The 15,562-nt window shown below is 59.2% G+C and carries 14 protein-coding genes; 1 reads left to right on the top strand and 13 read right to left on the bottom strand.

Annotated features, from left to right (window positions below; translation table 11 throughout):
- Positions 1-249 precede the first annotated feature (249 nt).
- Positions 250-1,098 (top strand): N-acetylmuramoyl-L-alanine amidase family protein, encoded by an 849-nt coding sequence (locus JCM17207_RS03890; RefSeq protein ID WP_238316350.1) that lies wholly within the window; start codon positions 250-252, stop codon positions 1,096-1,098.
- A 541-nt stretch (positions 1,099-1,639) separates the two neighbouring features.
- Here the strand turns inward: JCM17207_RS03890 and JCM17207_RS03885 are convergent.
- From JCM17207_RS03885 to JCM17207_RS03825, 13 genes are all read right to left on the bottom strand, one after another.
- The gene (locus JCM17207_RS03885) at positions 1,640-2,920 is read right to left on the bottom strand and encodes a tyrosine-type recombinase/integrase (RefSeq protein ID WP_238316349.1); all 1,281 of its coding nucleotides are present in this window, start codon (positions 2,918-2,920) and stop codon (positions 1,640-1,642) included.
- Positions 2,921-2,935: 15 nt separating this feature from the next.
- The gene (locus JCM17207_RS03880; RefSeq protein WP_238316348.1) at positions 2,936-3,583 is read right to left on the bottom strand and encodes a non-canonical purine NTP pyrophosphatase; all 648 of its coding nucleotides are present in this window, start codon (positions 3,581-3,583) and stop codon (positions 2,936-2,938) included.
- Between the two features lie 29 nt (positions 3,584-3,612).
- Positions 3,613-5,016: a DNA repair protein RadA gene (gene radA, locus JCM17207_RS03875; RefSeq protein WP_273494073.1), complete on the bottom strand. Its 1,404-nt coding sequence runs from the start codon at positions 5,014-5,016 to the stop codon at positions 3,613-3,615.
- Positions 5,017-5,111: 95 nt separating this feature from the next.
- Positions 5,112-5,918, bottom strand: coding sequence for a hypothetical protein (locus tag JCM17207_RS03870; protein ID WP_238316347.1), 807 nt, complete (start codon positions 5,916-5,918; stop codon positions 5,112-5,114).
- A gap of 72 nt (positions 5,919-5,990) precedes the next feature.
- Positions 5,991-6,389 (bottom strand): TIGR04086 family membrane protein, encoded by a 399-nt coding sequence (locus JCM17207_RS03865; protein WP_238316346.1) that lies wholly within the window; start codon positions 6,387-6,389, stop codon positions 5,991-5,993.
- 73 nt (positions 6,390-6,462) lie between these two features.
- On the bottom strand, positions 6,463-6,783 hold the full coding sequence (yajC, locus tag JCM17207_RS03860) for a preprotein translocase subunit YajC (RefSeq protein ID WP_238316345.1): 321 nt from the start codon (positions 6,781-6,783) through the stop codon (positions 6,463-6,465).
- Between the two features lie 78 nt (positions 6,784-6,861).
- On the bottom strand, positions 6,862-8,007 hold the full coding sequence (gene tgt / locus JCM17207_RS03855) for a tRNA guanosine(34) transglycosylase Tgt (protein WP_238316344.1): 1,146 nt from the start codon (positions 8,005-8,007) through the stop codon (positions 6,862-6,864).
- A 62-nt stretch (positions 8,008-8,069) separates the two neighbouring features.
- Positions 8,070-9,293 carry a peptidase U32 family protein gene (locus tag JCM17207_RS03850; protein ID WP_238316343.1) on the bottom strand — a complete coding sequence of 408 codons (1,224 nt, stop codon included), beginning with the start codon at positions 9,291-9,293 and terminating at the stop codon, positions 8,070-8,072.
- Between the two features lie 28 nt (positions 9,294-9,321).
- Positions 9,322-10,455 (bottom strand): endolytic transglycosylase MltG, encoded by a 1,134-nt coding sequence (gene mltG / locus JCM17207_RS03845; RefSeq protein WP_238316342.1) that lies wholly within the window; start codon positions 10,453-10,455, stop codon positions 9,322-9,324.
- A gap of 99 nt (positions 10,456-10,554) precedes the next feature.
- Positions 10,555-11,370: a GNAT family protein gene (locus tag JCM17207_RS03840; RefSeq protein WP_238316341.1), complete on the bottom strand. Its 816-nt coding sequence runs from the start codon at positions 11,368-11,370 to the stop codon at positions 10,555-10,557.
- 55 nt (positions 11,371-11,425) lie between these two features.
- Positions 11,426-12,091 carry a dTMP kinase gene (locus tag JCM17207_RS03835; RefSeq protein ID WP_238316340.1) on the bottom strand — a complete coding sequence of 222 codons (666 nt, stop codon included), beginning with the start codon at positions 12,089-12,091 and terminating at the stop codon, positions 11,426-11,428.
- The gene (gene thyX, locus JCM17207_RS03830; protein ID WP_238316339.1) at positions 12,088-12,870 is read right to left on the bottom strand and encodes an FAD-dependent thymidylate synthase; all 783 of its coding nucleotides are present in this window, start codon (positions 12,868-12,870) and stop codon (positions 12,088-12,090) included. The genes JCM17207_RS03835 and thyX overlap by 4 nt, the downstream gene beginning before the upstream one ends.
- A gap of 7 nt (positions 12,871-12,877) precedes the next feature.
- On the bottom strand, positions 12,878-15,454 hold the full coding sequence (locus JCM17207_RS03825; protein ID WP_373871915.1) for an ATP-dependent helicase: 2,577 nt from the start codon (positions 15,452-15,454) through the stop codon (positions 12,878-12,880).
- Positions 15,455-15,562: the final 108 nt, after the last annotated feature.

Here is a 15,562-nt window from a genome sequence, read left to right as displayed (position 1 = left end):
GCAGTAAGCTGAATTGCCCGTTTACGGGCGGGAAGTAACAAATCTTTCGCGGCTGGCAGATCGTACTTACGCGACGTGACGCGTGGCTAGTATTCTAGGGCTATGCCCGCATATGAAAAACCCCCGGCTATGCCGGGGGATCATTATTGCAGGGAATTGCTGGACATTGCAACAGTTTGCCATGCAGATCCGTTTTATAAAAGAAGGTTTCTCCTATAAAAACAAAAGGTTGTAAAAATGGCAAGGAAATTGAAAAGAACAAAAAGGCCGGCCCGAAACAGCCGCTCAGGGCGCCGGTCAAAACACCATTATCTGTGGTGGGCGCTTGGCTTTATAGGAGCGCTGACGCTGCTGAATGCGGGAAGCTACCTCTGGTTTATAGGCGGCATCGACTGGCCCGCGAAAGTCGAAGAACCTCCCGCTGAATGGACCGAGGATTTCCGGCCCGAGATCGGCGACCCGCCCTATAAAATTGTAGTGGATGCAGGCCATGGCGGCTCGGACCCCGGCGCCACAGGGGTCATCGTGGAGAGGGAGATGACGGCGGCCACTGCCGAAGCGCTGGTACAGCTGCTGGAGGCCGACCCTAATTTTATCCCGCTGGGCACCCGGGACAGTTACGATACCACCGCGACGCCCACTGAACGGGTAGAACAGGCAAACCAGCAAAAACCGGATTTGCTGCTTTCCATCCACGGAAATTCCAGCACAGGGGGCTCGGATGCGTCGGGGTTTGAATGTTATCCGGTGACGCCGGGGCGGACCTGGCACCGGGAAAGTCTGTATTTTGCCGAAAAACTGGCCGCCGAGATGGAGGCAGAGGGAAATCCGCTGCGTGGCCAGGGCGGAATCCGGTACATTTATTATAATGAAGAGGATCAGAAAATCTTGGCGGAGGCCAACAACACCCAGGTCCGGGAGGAAACGACCTTTACAATCCTGGAAGAAGCAGAGTGTCCGGCAGTGTTGGCCGAACAGTGTTTTGTAACCAATCCTGAGGATGTGGATCAGTTCGGCGATGCCGATGGAGTCCAGCGGGCCGCGCGTGTATATTACCGGGCAATCTGCGCCTACTTTGAAACGGAACCGCTGGAATAAAATAATCTGCCGCAGGGTGAGGGAAGTGTATCAAAAATTGCACCCAAGCCCATGAACTGGAGCCGCTTGTCAAGGGCAAAAATTTTGAGGCCGACCTGTGAGGGAAGGCCTCATTTTTGCTGTTATAATATTTCGTATAATGCATGTTATACGAAATATAGGGGAGAGAAAAAGGCCTTTTTTCGGCTTTTGGGCCGTTTTGGGCCTGTCGGCCTGGTCTGGCCATCGGATTTGGTCCCGAACCTGGTTTGAACTATAAAATGTTTTTGAATGCTTTTTTGACACGGTTTTTGAATGACGAATTACAAATTCGACGGTTTCTTTTGGCGGATTGGTTTTCAATCATAAACGGCCGAGCTGTATTCCAGCTCGGCCGTTTTATTTTTGTCGCAGTATGTTCTGTGCGTTCTGGTTTTATGTTTGGATGGATCTTTGTATGTTTGTATAGTCTATACGCGATGGTTTCTTTGGTTATCCATCGGTTCTTTAGCTGCCTTTGTCTATGCAGACCGATTTTCCCGAATCTGGCATCCAATGCCGTTTATTCTGGCTTGGCGTCCTGCAATTCCGGCTCTGACGGGTCCAATGCCTCTAAATCCAGCCCAAAGCCTTCCTTGGCGGCGCCCCGAAGAGCTTCCATCGGCTGCCCGGGATTCGGTTCATCTGCTTCTTCTGCACCTGTCAAGACACCATTGGCCGGGGAACTGCCCTCCGAAAAGGCGGTATCTCCACTCCCCTCGTGGCTCCCCTGTTCTGATGTATACAACACATCCCCCTCTGTCTCATTTCCAGACGAAAGGGCGTCCCGTTTGGCGCTGACTTCGCCCAGAGGGTTTGCCTCGATGGCGGCCCGTACCTGAAATTCCTGCAAGTGGGTGTAGATCTGGGTGGTTCCAACGCTGCTGTGGCCCAGCAGCTGTTTTAAGGTCAGAATATCCACATTGCCGGTCTGATACATCAGAGTGGCGGCGGTGTGGCGCAGCTTATGTGTAGAAAAACCTTTGAGCCCCGCTGCTTTCATGGCGCCGGTCACCAGCTGTTCCACCCGCCGGTTGGAGATCCGCTCTTTGCGGCGGCGGGTCACAAAAACCGCTCGCTCTTTGGGCGAAAGCCCCTCCAGGCTCCCCCGCTTTTCCAGGTAGCGCTGCAATGCTTCCACACAGGCATCGTTGAGGTAGATCATCCGCTCCTTGTGTCCTTTGCCAAAGAGGCGGACCTGGCGCTGGGCAAAGTCGATGTCCTCCAGATTCATCCCCACCAGTTCGGCCAGACGCATCCCGCAGTTTAAGAAAAGGACCACCATGCAGTAGTCACGCTCGGGAAAATCGCTCTGGAACCGGGTGCTTTCCAACAAATCCAGGGACTGTTCCGCCGTCAGATACTTGGGCAGCACTTTGTCCAGCTTGGGGGGGCGCACCGCTGAGGTGGGGTCTTGCTCCAAACGGCTTACCTGATTGACCAGATAATCATAAAACCCGTGCAGACTGGCCAGCCGCCGGGCGGTAGAGGATTTTTTGTTGCCGCAGTTCTGGTTCAAAAAGTAGAGGTATTCGTAGATATCCTCCCGGGTTACACTGCCCCAAAAGGCGGTGTCCAGGCCCTTGGGATCAATTTCCGAGAGAGGCTGGTCCTCGGGCACAAGGCCCCGGCGCTGCTTCATAAATCGGCTGAAATTTCGCAGGTCACAGTAATAATTAAAGGCGGTGTTGGCGCTCTTGCCAGCGATGACCTCAAGATAGCGCACATATTCCACTACATCGGCAGAGGCATCCAGAAAGGGTTTGTGTTTGGAAGGATTCTTTTCGTCCAAATAAATTGACATAACAGTCCTCTGTTTTTATGGTTTTTCCTCGGTCAGCCCGAGAGCATCTTTCAGAAAATTGACCAGACGCTGGCGGTACTCGCCCAAGATGATATTTTCGCCGGAGAAATCCCCGTCGTTTTCGTCGCCTACAAAATAGGTCAGGGTTTCACGATCCAGGGAGATCGAATCCAAAGGCCAGCCGGGCTGCCGTTTCGCGGAGGGCCGGTCAATCATGTAAAACATGGAGGTTTGTACCTCGTCGCGGTTCTCCATAAAAGAGGAAATCCGTCCTTTATGGTAGACGGCAATCCCTTCCAGATAATAGGCCAAAACCTTTCCGCCCAGGGAATGAATCAGATTTGAGTAATAGGCAATCATTCCCTCATCGTCCAACCGCCGGGTTCCGCCGGGGGTGCGGACATGGAGGCCGGGCTGCCGCGGATCATCAAGGTCCAGTCCGTCCAGATACAATCCCGCATCGTTGCAGATTACCCGGTCAAAGTATTGACCATAAAATTTTGCCTTGAGAATCGCGTTTTCTTCCGGGGTCCTGCCTTTTTCCTCGGGTTCTTCGGTGATTTTCAAATCTTTCAGCGTATAAAACGTGAGATTGCAGTCACTCAGCAGGGATTTAAACCGCTCTACCTTGGAGGGGTTGGTCGTTCCAATTAAAACCTTCATGCTCTTTTTGAATCTTGTTTGTATCTGTCTTAATATCCTTTGTTCAATACGGCAATGGCGTCGGAAAGATAGGCCGCGCCGGTGAGCTTGAGCCCGGGGTAATCCTTGGGGTTGAGCCGGGCCAGGCTGTGCCGGGGAATCACGGCCTGTTCAAAACCGATTCGTTCCGCCTCCCGCAGCCGCTGCTCCAGGCTGGGCACACTGCGGATCTCTCCCCCTAAGCCTACTTCGCCCACGGCCAACAGTTTGTCGTGGACCGGCCGGTCCAGCAGCGAAGAAACCATGCTCAGGCAGACCGCCAGATCGCAGGAAGTGTCCCGCAAAGTGATGCCTCCGATGACATTCAGATAGACGTCCAGATTGCCGAAGGCAAAGCCCGCCCGTTTTTCCAGCACGGCAATCAAAAGGTTCATCCGGTTGTAATCGTAACCGCTGCAAGTCCGCCGGGGCGAAGGAAAATTCGTCTTGGCCGCCAGAGCCTGGATCTCGCTCAGGATGGGGCGTGTCCCCTCCATGGTACAGGCCACACAGTTGCCCGAAACCCCCAGGGGCCGACCTTCCAGCAGCATCTGAGAGGGATTGGCGATTTCCGCCAGACCCCGGCCGGTCATGTCGAACATGCCCAGCTCATTGGTGGAACCATAGCGGTTTTTGGCGGCCCGCAGGATACGATAAGGCAGCATCCGGTCCCCCTCAAAATAAAGCACCGTATCCACCAGATGTTCCATCACCTTGGGGCCCGCAATGGCGCCGTCCTTGTTGACGTGGCCCACGATGAACATGGGGACTTCCTGCTTTTTTGCTACCGCCAATAGCCGCGCGGTGCTCTCCTTGACCTGGCTCACCGTGCCCGCCGAAGAGGAAATGTCCGCGCAGCGCATGGTCTGGATGGAGTCAATCACCACAAGGTCCGGCTTTTCTTTCTCGATCAGGCCGCAAATCTCGTCGATGTCGTTTTCTGCGGCCAGATAAATGTTATCCTGGGGCAGATCCAGACGATTGGCCCGGAGCTTGACCTGCCGTTCCGATTCCTCACCGGTGATATACAAAACGGTGTGCTGGCCGGAGATGGCGCCGCAGAGCTGGAGGAGCATGGTGGATTTGCCCACGCCCGGCTCACCGCTGAGGAGGACCACGCCGCCCAGCACAATCCCGCCGCCCAGCACCCGGTCCAGCTCGGAGATGCCGGTGAGGATTCGGCTTTTTTCTTCGGTGCTGCGGATCTCGGCCAAGCGGTGGGCGGTCAAGCTGGTGACCCCTTCCTGCCGGGGGGCGGCTTTGGCCCCGGAACCGGCGGCTTTAGACGGTTCAGCCACCACATCCTCGTTCATGGTGTTCCAGCTGCCGCAGCTGGGGCAGCGGCCCATCCATCGGGGGCTGGTCTCCCCGCAGTTGGAGCAGACATAGACGGTTTTCAGCTTGGCATCTTTCATGGTTCCGTTTTCCCTCCGGCAATTTGTAGATCGCAATACTAGTATGATACCACGACCAGCCAAAACCCGCAAGAAAATCCCGGCAATGTTCTCCCTCAGCCGGTTCCCAGGCTGTTGGCAAGGCAAGCCAGCCCGGTGGCGATGCCGCAGATGGGCAGCAGGATTACATCGAACATCAGGTACTGCCCCAGCAAAAGCCGGGCCCCGCAGGCAGACCCCAGCCGGTCACGGCGCCCAAAAGCGGCGCGCTGCAAGCGGCTGCTGACCTGGAGCGCCGAGGCGCCAAAGAAACACAGGCAGGCGGCGACCCCTGCCGCAGGCAGCCCGGACAGAAGCAGGTACCCCAAAAATCCGCCCCAGGAAAGTTGGAAAAACAGCTGGAGGCCGATCAGACCGATCCCAAACCCATACAGCATGGTAAACAGATAGATCAATACCGGCCCAAACGCACACAGCCCCAGTACCAGTAGTGCGGTGATTGCCCCCACTACGGTGAGATACTGGACAGCGAAAAGGGTCAGCACCTGGCCCGGCCCCTCCACTGAGAAAAGAGAATACCAGTTGTCCAGATAATAGGCCAGCAGGTTCAGCTCGCTGGTCTCACAGAGGGCGTGTGCTACCCCGGCCAGAGCAGCCCCAAAGAGATAGGCTCCCGCCAAAAAGAGGCAATCCCGGGTTGCTTGTCCTCCCCGGCGGAGGGTACTGCGGGTGAGCTCAGGGGTCTCGAGCGGGGCGGTTCCAGTTTGTTCTGCCGCCGGGGTTTTCTGCGGGGCGGGCTGCACAGCCTCTGCTTTTTGTGCTGGCCGGGGTGCAGGGATTTTTGTATTCTCATCGGAAAAGGTGAGTTTCGCCTCCGGCGCAGGAGCAGTGTTCTGGAGATTTGATTGCTGGTAGACCCACATGGTAACTTGTCCTCCCAATCCTCAAACAAAGGTGCGGCCAAAGGGCCGCACAGTCGATTGACGTTCGTTTCTTTAATAGCGGCGGCGTTTCTTGCCTGCATTCAAAAGCCCAAGATAGCCCCCAATGGCGCCGAACAGGATCACCAGCCCCAGACGCAGGAGCTGTGCGCTGTCCGGGAAATTTCCGCTGGCCGCCGCCTGGGCCGTAAGCAGAGCGGAATAAAGCGCCCCCTGTATTGCGCCCCAAATTAGGCCCCGGGCTTTCTGCAAAAAGCCCATCAGCCAGCCGCTCAAAAGGCTGCCGGCGCTGACGGCGGCGGTGGCAAAAGGCCAGACCATCCCGTGCCCTAACCCCTGGGCTGCCATCAGGGCGGCCAGTGCAGCGGCGCATCCGCAGGCCGCTGCCAGCCCTGCGCCGAACGAGATCAGAAAATGCAGCAAAACAGAAGAATTTATCTTTCGAACACCCATAAAAAATGCGCCTCCCTGCTCTAACTGTATGCAGGGAGGCGCAAAGTTTATTCGGTTCTATGGGCCAGAAAGCTTACTTCTTGGCGGGAGCGTCGTCCATGTTCAGCTTTTCGACTGCGCCGATGGCAGTCTTGGTGAAGCGGATCTTCACCCGGTCGCTGCCGGTTTCCAGCACAAAGCTGTCGTCCTTGATGGCGACAACCCGGCCGATGACACCGCCGATGGTGGTCACCTGGTCGCCGATCTCAAGGTTCTTGCGCATCTCGGCGTCCTTCTTCTCCTGCTTCTTCTGGGGGCGGTAGATCATGAAGTAGAGCAGCACGATCATCAGGCCCAGGGTGAAGAACAGGCTCATATAGCCCTGTGTGGTAGCGGTAGTGGTTAAGAACTGCATGGGGAATCTCCTCTCAAAAAACGTATTTGGTTTAAGGCTATTATAATAGCTTGTCCTGCTGGTTTCAAGGCTTATTTGTCAAATTCGGGTGTCCAGCAGCTTGACATACCGGTCGTGGAACTGGGTAAAGGTGCCGGCGTCCAGTTCGTCCCGGATCCGCTCCATCAGGTGGTTGTAGAACCAGAGATTGTGCATGACAGCCAGCCGCATGCCCAGCAGTTCCTCGGCCTTGAACAGGTGCCGGATGTAGGCGCGGGAGTAATTGCGGCAGGCCGGGCAGCCGCAGTGGGGGTCAATGGGGCGCTCGTCCCGCTCGTACTTGGCGTTCTTGATGTTGATGATGCCGTTCCAGGTGTTCAGGTGGCCATGGCGGGCGTTCCGGCTGGGCATGACACAGTCGAACAGGTCCACGCCGCGGGAGACCGCCTCGATGATGTTGCCCGGGGTTCCGACGCCCATCAGGTAGCGCACTTTGTCCTTGGGCATAAAGGGCTCCACCTTGCTGATGATGTCGTACATCACCTCGGCCGGCTCGCCGACGGCCAGGCCGCCGATGGCATAACCGTCCAGATCCATCTCGGCGATCTGCTTCATGTGCTCCACCCGCAGATCCGCAAAGGTGCAGCCCTGGTTGATGCCGAACAAGAGCTGATCCGGGTTGACCGCCTTGCCCTCCTGCTTCAGGCGTGCCATCTCAGCTTTGCAGCGGGCCAGCCAGCGGACGGTCCGCTCACAGCTGGCCTTGGAGTAAGCGTGCTGGGCGGGGTTCTCGACGCACTCGTCAAAGGCCATGGCAATGGTGGAACCGAGGTTCGCCTGGATTCGGATGCTTTCCTCAGGGCCCATAAAGATCCGGTGGCCGTCCAGATGAGAGGCGAAGGTGACGCCCTCTTCGGTAATCTTGCGCAGCTTGGCCAGGCTGAACACCTGGAATCCGCCGCTGTCGGTCAGGATGGGGCCGTCCCACCGGGTGAACTTGTGCAGGCCGCCCATGTCTGCCACCAGCTGGTCGCCGGGGCGCAGGTGGAGGTGGTAGGTGTTGCAGAGCATAACCTGAGCGCCGATCTGTTTCAGATCCTGGGCCGACAGGCCGCCCTTGATGGCGCCGGCGGTGGCGACGTTCTGGAAAGCGGGGGTCTGGACGGTGCCGTGAACGGTGCGGAACTCGCCCCGGCGGGCGGCGTGCTTCTGCTTGAGGAGCTTGAAGGTGGTGAGTGAAGGCATAGTTTCCAAATCCTTTCTGTGCACGGAGAACAGCCGTGCGTTCTAGCGGCGTGGGTTACCGTTTACACGAGCTTGCGCCGCAGCAGGCTCATGGGGGGCAAAGCGGGGGTGGGGATGGTGTATCGCTCCATGGCGTGGGGGGTGGAGGTCACATTCTCCCCTGCCTCGTTTTTGATCCATTCGGGGGCGAGGGGGATGCAGCTGCCGTCGGGGGTCAGGGCCTCGATGGTGTCGCCCAGCGACCATTTGCCCCGCTGCTGACAGGAAGCTACGCCGTTCTGCCAGTCATCAACGGTGCCGACAAACTCCCAGTCCCGGATATAGGCGGCGCTGTCGGTGTTCTGCCGGGCCTGCTGGGACCCGAAATAGAACCCCGGCGAATAGTGGCGGTGGCTGGTGCGGGTCAGCTCCTCCAGAACACTCTGGGGCAGCTCAAAGTCGTCCGACATGGGGTCGGCAAGATAAGTATCCAGGGCCTTGCGGTAGGCAGCGGTGACGCTGGCCACATAGTAGAAGGTCTTGGCCCGGCCCTCAATTTTCAGGCTGTCCACGCCCGCTTTGCAGATCAGATCCAGGAAAGGCGCGGTGCACAGATCGTTGGCGTTGAGGATGTAGCTGCCGCCCTCCCCTTCGCCGATCTCATACAGCTGACCGGGGCGGGTCTCCTCGCTTAGATAATATTTCCACCGGCAGGGCTGGGCGCACTGGCCCCGGTTGGCGTCCCGTCCGGTGAGATAGTTGGACAAAAGGCACCGGCCGGAGACGCTCATGCACATAGCTCCGTGGACAAACGCCTCGATCTCCAGTTCCGGCGGGGTCTTGTCCCGCAGGATGGCAATGTCCGTCAGACTCAGCTCCCGGGCCAGCACCACCCGCTTGGCGCCCATCTTATAACAGGCGTTGGCCGCGGCATAGTTGGTGATGCCGGTCTGGGTGGACATATGGACGTCGATCTCAGGGGCATAGGTTTTGCAGGCGTCCAGGACCCCTAGGTCGGCCACAATAAAGGCGTCCACCCCGGCCTTGGCCGCCTGGCGAATGGCTTCGGGCAGGCGGTCGGCCTCCTCATTGGTGGGCAGGGTGTTCAGGGTCAGATAAACCTTTCTTCCTCTGGCGTGGGCGAAGATCACCCCTTCTTCCAGCTGTTCCGGGGTGAAATTGGCGGGGGCGGAGCGCATCCCAAATTCAGGCATCCCGCAGTAGACGGCGTCCGCGCCATAGCAGACGGCGTAGCGCAGACGCTCCAGATCTCCGGCCGGAGCCAGCAGTTCCGGGATTTGCAGCATAAAAATGATCCTCTCTTTCCGGGCCCGATCAGAGGGCCTTATTCACTGCCCAAGCAGTTTGGCAGTTGGCGTTGTGCTCGGACAGAGTGCGTGCGTAGTAGTAGTGGCCGGTCAGGTCGGTCACAAAGAAATAGCAGTCCTCTACTTCGGGGTCCGGGTCGGGCCAAAGAGATGCCTTGATGGCGTCCAGACCGGGGTTCGAGATGGGGCCTGCCGGCAGCCCGACACAGGAATAGGTGTCGTAGGCGGCCAGAATTTCCGCCGGGATATTCTCCCATCCGCCAAAATAAGGGGCTACCCAGTTCCAGAGGTAGTTGTTGTCCTCATCGTTCTGGATATAGCTGGAGGCGTTGCTCTGGAGCAGCGGATGGGGGGAATCTTCGGCCAGACGGTTGCGGAACACCTGGGCCACATTGCTGTCCTGGTCGTTGCCGGCTTCTTCCTGAACAAAGGAAGCCAGGGTGATCAGTTCGGGCAGGGTCATCCCCTGCTCTTCCATAGCCTGGTACATTTCCTCGGTAATCATGGAGTCAAACCGGGCATAGAAGGTGGCCACATAGTCGTGGACGGTGCCGTCGTTCAAGAACTCATAGGTGTCCGGGAAAAGATATCCCTCGCACTTCATGAAGCGGCCGGGGGCGTCGGCGTCCTCGGGCACATACTGCCAGAAAGTATATTCGCTGAAATCGCCGTGGTTGGCTTCTTCCAGGAATTCTTCTGCCGTGCACAGGCCGGCGGCTTCCATCTTCTGGGCGATGGCGATGGCGGTGCTCCCCTCGGGGAAGGTCAGCCGGGTGGACTCGGCGGCAGCATAAACCGACAGAGTCTCCACCACCGCGGCATAGCTCTGCCCCTCCTTCAGCTCAAAGGTGCCGTATTGCAGCTGGGCGGCAGCGCCCTGCTCCTTCACATACCAGCGGAACACCAGCGGGAACCGGATTACCCCGGCCTGGCCCAGCGCATCGGCGATGGCGGAGACACTGCTGCCTTTTTGGATGGTTACGGTCACATCGGCCCCATCCTCCCGGCCTTCGATCTCTCCTTTTACCGTGAGGGCCGCCGCGGCTGCTGCGAGGATAATCACCAACAGCAGTACCAGCAACACCTTGGGCCAGAGTCGTTTGTTTGCAGCATGGGCCGCGCCTGTATTCCGTTTGCTCATAAATTTCTCGTTCCTTTAATTTTGTCGTATCGTTTGATGGATACATCCCGAGCTAGGTTGCCCGGGATAAGGGGCGGATATGACCAGAGGGCAGCGGCTTTAATTTTCCAGCATCAGCCGCATATAGGTCTCGCTGACATCGAAGGGCGCCCCCTCAAAACGGATCATGCCGTAATCCATCCGGGTCCCCTCCCCCAAAAAGAGGTTTTGGGCCGCGCCGATGGTGACCACCGCCTTTTCGACGATGATCTCCTTTTCCCGCGCCGCTTCCATCAGAGTTTCGGCGGCGCGGTCATCCTCTGCCAGAAGCTCCACAAAATAGAGTGTATCATCCTGGCGGAAATAGACACCGTAGCCGTGGCTGTCCGAAATAAGGGTGGCCCCCCGGGAGTAGAGATCTCCCAGCACGATGGCCATCTGTTCCGGCGCCATCTGAACGGCGTTGGGGGCGTATTTCTGCCGCAGCTCACAGAGATTCTTGGCGGTTATGGTGTCAAACTCGGCCTGGCTCCAGATGTTCCGGCGGACCGGCCGGTTGAGGCAGCGCAGCGCGAACGCCTGCGCAAACCCGCGGCTGCGGAAAAACTCGGTCTGGGCGGCGCCCGAGGGCACCACTACGGAGAAATCGGCTCCCCGCTGCTTCTGCTGTGCGCAGACAAAATCCACCAGCCCGGCGGCGGTGCCGTTGTCTGTGCTGCAAAGGCCGTAGAGATAACTGCCGGCCCGCCCCCGGATGGAGATGGGAACCGCCAGCACCAAAGCCTGCAACTGACCGTTTTCCTCCGCGACGTATGCGTTTTCTGTGCCGGCAAAACGGCAGATGGCTTTCTCGGCAAAGTCGGCCGGTTCGCCGCGCTTGCATTCCCAGAGAGCTTTCATAGCCGCCAGATCGGACGGCTGCATCAACCGAAACATAATATCAGGATTCCCCTTTCTCTCATTTTTTCCAAAGGGCTGCAAAATGGCCCTGTTACAGTGCGCCGAGCCGCTGGACGATCTCGCTCTGAATGTCCTCGATGGAGCGCATCTGCCCCCCATGGGTGCAGTTGATCGCCTCCCAGCGGTATCTCTGGGCGCAGTATTCTGCCGCGCAGCGGCTGTGGGCCAGATAAGCCAGATCTTTTTCGTGAATATCCTTTTTGCTCTCGTCGCCGTGGTAGCGGCCGGTCATCAGCTGCTGGCTGACCGCCGGGTCCACCCGGAGATAGAACACCCGGTCCGGCGCGGGCAGCCCCAGCAGCCGGAACTCGTAGTCGAACAGCCAGTCGAGGAACGTATCCCACTCTTCCGGCGGGAGCTTCGAGCACTGGTGCACCGCATTGGAGGTGGTATACCGGTCCGCGATGACAATGCCCCCCGCTTCGTAAAAGCTGCCCCAGTTGGTCTTATAGCTGGCGTAGCGGTCCACCGCGAAAAAGCTGGAAGCCGCATAGGCGTTCACATCGTCGGGTTTCTCGCCGAACTGTCCGGCCAGGTACATCCGCACCAGGGCCGAGGAGTCGCTCTCATAATTCGGGAAGGTAATCTCCCGCACCTTTTGCCCGGCCTCCGTCAGAGCCTGGGCCAGGAGCTTTGCCTGGGTGGCCTTGCCGCTGCCGTCCAGCCCCTCAATGACGATCAGTTTCCCCTGGCTCATCGGGCCGCCTCCTGTGCTTTCAGCTGGGCGTATTTCTCCCGCACCTGAGCGGTCCTGCCGCAGCACATCTTGCCCTCCGGGCAGGGGCCTTCCAGGCAGCCGGGGCCGGCGGTGCGGAAGAGATGGGGCACAACCGGATAGACCAGCCGCAGCATTTCGTCGGCCAGGGCCCGGATCTCCCACTGGGCCCGCTCGCAACAGCGCAGCCGGAAAAAGTTCAGCAGGCTGCGGGCGTTCATGGTGACCACCATCTTTGTCTCGCAGGCGTTGGGCAGCACAAAGCGGGCGTCCTCGTTGGCCTGTTTGGAGGCCTTGGCCCGGGCCTGCTTTTCGGGCAGCCCTTCTTCCATCAGGCGGGCGGTGTGGGCCTCTTCCAGCTTGGCGACAAGATCGAGGTAGCGGGCGGCATCCTCTTTCATGCTGTCGAGAAAAGCCGCCTTTGCCTCGGGGATGGCCTCGATTTCAGGGGGAACCACATAGCGGAAATCGTCCAGCCGGACGTACCGCTGGCTCTGGACGCTGAAAGAAGCGATCCGGTGCCGGGTGATCTGGGCCAGCAGCGTCCGGCTGACCCCCTCAATGCCGAAGGTAAAGCTGGCATGTTCCAGGGGGCTGGCGTGGCCCAGATCGCTGAGCATCTCCAGGAAGCGGGCGGCCTTTTCGGCGTCCAGACCATCCAGAAGGTCCTCGATGTGGGCGTCCGAGTAGCAGAGCTTGGCCGCCGCAGCCACCACTTTTTCAGGTTCCGGTGTGTGCGCAATCAGTCGAACCGTCATCATACTTCCTTCACTCCTCCGAAGATACTTTGGTCAGCGGGGCGAAGTTTGCCATTGTCTTTTTGACGCCGACCTTTTCAAAATTGATTTCCACGATAAAATCCCCGGCGGCGGGGGTCACCCGCAGCACCTTGCCCCGGCCAAAGACCTTGTGCATCACAATGTCCCCGGGAGCGTAGCGTTTGCTGCCCGGGGTGGGTTTGGCGGGGGCAGCGGGGGCCGGACGAGAGGCGCCGGGGGTTCCGGTTCCCCGGGCGGCATACCCGGCGCCAAAGCCCCGGCTGGCGGGGCGCTGCTCGCCGGCGTTGTACTCCCGGTTCAGGTAGGCGGCGCGGCTGTAACCGGCGCCAAAGCCGCCGGAAGCCGCTGTCCGGCCCCAGCCCGACGGACCGGAATAGCCCGATGCGCCGCCCGGGACGGTGTCGGAGTAATCCTGCCGCCAGCCGCCCATCCGGCTGGCACGCTCCAGGGCGGGGCTGCAGCTCTCTTCCAGATACTCGGGCTCAATCTCCCGCAAGAACCGGCTGGGCTCGTTGCGGCGGGTCTGGCCGTAGAGCATCCGGCTGACGCTGTTGGAGAGATACAGTTCCTTTTTGGCCCGGGTAATGCCCACATAGGCCAGGCGGCGCTCCTCCTCCAAATCGGCCTCGGAGTACTTGCTCATCTCGCTGGGGAAAACGCCTTCCTCCATGCCCACCAAAAAGACATAGGGAAACTCCAGGCCCTTGGCGGAGTGAATGGTCATCAGCACCACCTGGTCGCTGTCCTCGTTGTAGCTGTCGATGTCGCTGATCAGGGCGATTTCCTCGAGATAGCCCTCCAGGGTGGCGTCCACCCCCTTCTGGTCGCAGTAGTTTTTGACGTTATTCACCAGCTGACCCAGGTTCTGCAGCCGGTCCTCGGCGTCCTCGTGGCCCTGGGCGGCCTGCTGTTCCAGCATCCGCTTATAGCCGGTCAGCTCGATCAGCTGGCTGGCGAAGAGATCCAGGGGGCTGGTTTCCAGCGCGTCGCAGAGCTTCTGGTACATCTGGTAGAAGCTGAGCAGCGGCATCACGGCCCGGGACAGCCGGGCATACTGATCGGCCCGGCTGATGATGTGCAGCATGCTGACCCCCTCCTGGGCGGCCAGCTCGGCGATGGTCTCGATGGTGGTGGCGCCGATCTTGCGGGCGGGTTCATTGATGATCCGACGCAGTCGGACGTCGTCCTGGGGGTTGGCCACAATGGACATATAGGAGTGGATGTCCTTAACCTCTTTGCGGTCGTTAAACCGCTGCCCGCCCACAATCTTGTGGGGGATGCCCGCCCGGGTGAAGTAGTTTTCGATGGGGGCCGACTGGGCGTTCATCCGGTAAAGGATCGCGTGGTCGGACAGATGCCCCCCGGCCCGCAGGTGCTGGCCGATGACGTCTGCAATGTGCATGGCCTCGTCGGACTCGTTCTCAGCCCGATAGACATGAACCTTTTCTCCCTCGCCGTTGTTGGTCCAGAGCTCCTTGCCCTTTCGCTCGGTGTTGTGGCAGATCACACAGTTGGCCGCGTTGAGGATATTGGAGGTGGAGCGGTAGTTCTGCTCCAGCCGGATGGTCCGGGCGCGGGGGTAATATTTCTCAAAGTTGAGGATGTTCTCAATGGTGGCGCCCCGGAACCGGTAGATGCTCTGGTCGTCGTCGCCCACCACGCAGATGTTCTGCTCCGGCCCGGTCAGCAGGCTCACCAGCTGGAACTGTGCCACGCTGGTATCCTGATACTCGTCCACCAGCAGATAGCGGTAACGCTCCTGGTAATACTGGCGCACCTCGGGGTGCTCCCGCAAAAGAATCACGGTCTGGTAAATCAGATCGTCGAAATCAAAGGCGCCCGCATCTTTCAGCTTCTTTTCGTATTGGGCGTAGATTCGGGCGGCCAGCGCACCCTTGGTGCTGCCGGCGTTGGCCTGGGCTGCTTCGGCGGGGCTGACCAGCTGGTCCTTCCAGCGGCCGAGCTGATTCAGCGCCGACTTGACGGGGAGAAACTTGTCGTCTACATTCAGCTCTTTGTAGACGTTCTTCATCACCCGCTGGGCGTCGTCGGTGTCGTAGATGGTAAAACTCCGGGGCCAGCCCAGTTCCTCGGCATACCGGCGCAAAAACCGCACGCAGGCCGAGTGGAAGGTGGAGGCAAACACCTCCTGCCCTGCCTCCTCCCCCAGCATCCCGCACAGGCGGCTGCGAAGCTCCCCGGCGGCTTTGTTGGTGAAGGTGATGGCCATGATGTTCCAGCTGCGGACCGGGCTGCGGCTGAGCATCCCCTCCAGCCAGGCGGGGGCCTGGGTTTTGTTATCCACCGCCGCCCGCAGCGCGCGGACGTCCTCGGCCGTCACCTCCCGGGGGGTCTCCCGGCTGCCGTGGGCACTGCCGAACCGGATCAGGTTGGCGATCCGGTTGACCAGCACGGTGGTTTTGCCGCTGCCCGCCCCCGCCAGGATCAGGAGGGGGCCCTCGGTGGTAAAGACCGCCCGCCGCTGCATCTCGTTCAGACGGCCGAACTGCTGCTCGATGTATGTATCCCGGAGGGTACAAAATTCTGTTCTCAAGTCTGTTGCCATTCAGTCTACCCATTCCTTTTCGTAAATCAAATAACAGTATACCACATTCTCGCTGTATTTCACAGAGCTTTGGCGCAAAAAAGCCCGCCCCGGGCGGGGCGGGCAGGT

This window comes from Faecalibacterium gallinarum (assembly GCF_022180365.1).
GTDB classification, from domain to species: domain Bacteria; phylum Bacillota; class Clostridia; order Oscillospirales; family Ruminococcaceae; genus Faecalibacterium; species Faecalibacterium gallinarum.
The sequence above is the reverse complement of the archived record's forward strand: the minus strand, read 5'-3'. Positions and strand labels throughout refer to the sequence as shown.

Bases quoted from the DNA above. Each gene is read 5' to 3' on its own strand.
- tgt (WP_238316344.1), bottom strand. From the start codon at position 8,007: ATGCCTTCACTCACCACCTTCAAGCTCCTCAAGCAGAAGCACGCCGCC.
- mltG (WP_238316342.1), bottom strand. From the start codon at position 10,455: ATGAGCAAACGGAATACAGGCGCGGCCCATGCTGCAAACAAACGACTC.
- thyX (WP_238316339.1), bottom strand. From the start codon at position 12,870: ATGATGACGGTTCGACTGATTGCGCACACACCGGAACCTGAAAAAGTG.
- JCM17207_RS03885 (WP_238316349.1), bottom strand. From the start codon at position 2,920: ATGTCAATTTATTTGGACGAAAAGAATCCTTCCAAACACAAACCCTTT.
- JCM17207_RS03825 (WP_373871915.1), bottom strand. From the start codon at position 15,454: ATGGCAACAGACTTGAGAACAGAATTTTGTACCCTCCGGGATACATAC.
- radA (WP_273494073.1), bottom strand. From the start codon at position 5,016: ATGAAAGATGCCAAGCTGAAAACCGTCTATGTCTGCTCCAACTGCGGG.
- JCM17207_RS03850 (WP_238316343.1), bottom strand. From the start codon at position 9,293: ATGCTGCAAATCCCGGAACTGCTGGCTCCGGCCGGAGATCTGGAGCGT.
- JCM17207_RS03870 (WP_238316347.1), bottom strand. From the start codon at position 5,918: ATGTGGGTCTACCAGCAATCAAATCTCCAGAACACTGCTCCTGCGCCG.
- JCM17207_RS03835 (WP_238316340.1), bottom strand. From the start codon at position 12,091: ATGAGCCAGGGGAAACTGATCGTCATTGAGGGGCTGGACGGCAGCGGC.
- JCM17207_RS03880 (WP_238316348.1), bottom strand. From the start codon at position 3,583: ATGAAGGTTTTAATTGGAACGACCAACCCCTCCAAGGTAGAGCGGTTT.
- JCM17207_RS03865 (WP_238316346.1), bottom strand. From the start codon at position 6,389: ATGGGTGTTCGAAAGATAAATTCTTCTGTTTTGCTGCATTTTCTGATC.
- JCM17207_RS03840 (WP_238316341.1), bottom strand. From the start codon at position 11,370: ATGTTTCGGTTGATGCAGCCGTCCGATCTGGCGGCTATGAAAGCTCTC.
- yajC (WP_238316345.1), bottom strand. From the start codon at position 6,783: ATGCAGTTCTTAACCACTACCGCTACCACACAGGGCTATATGAGCCTG.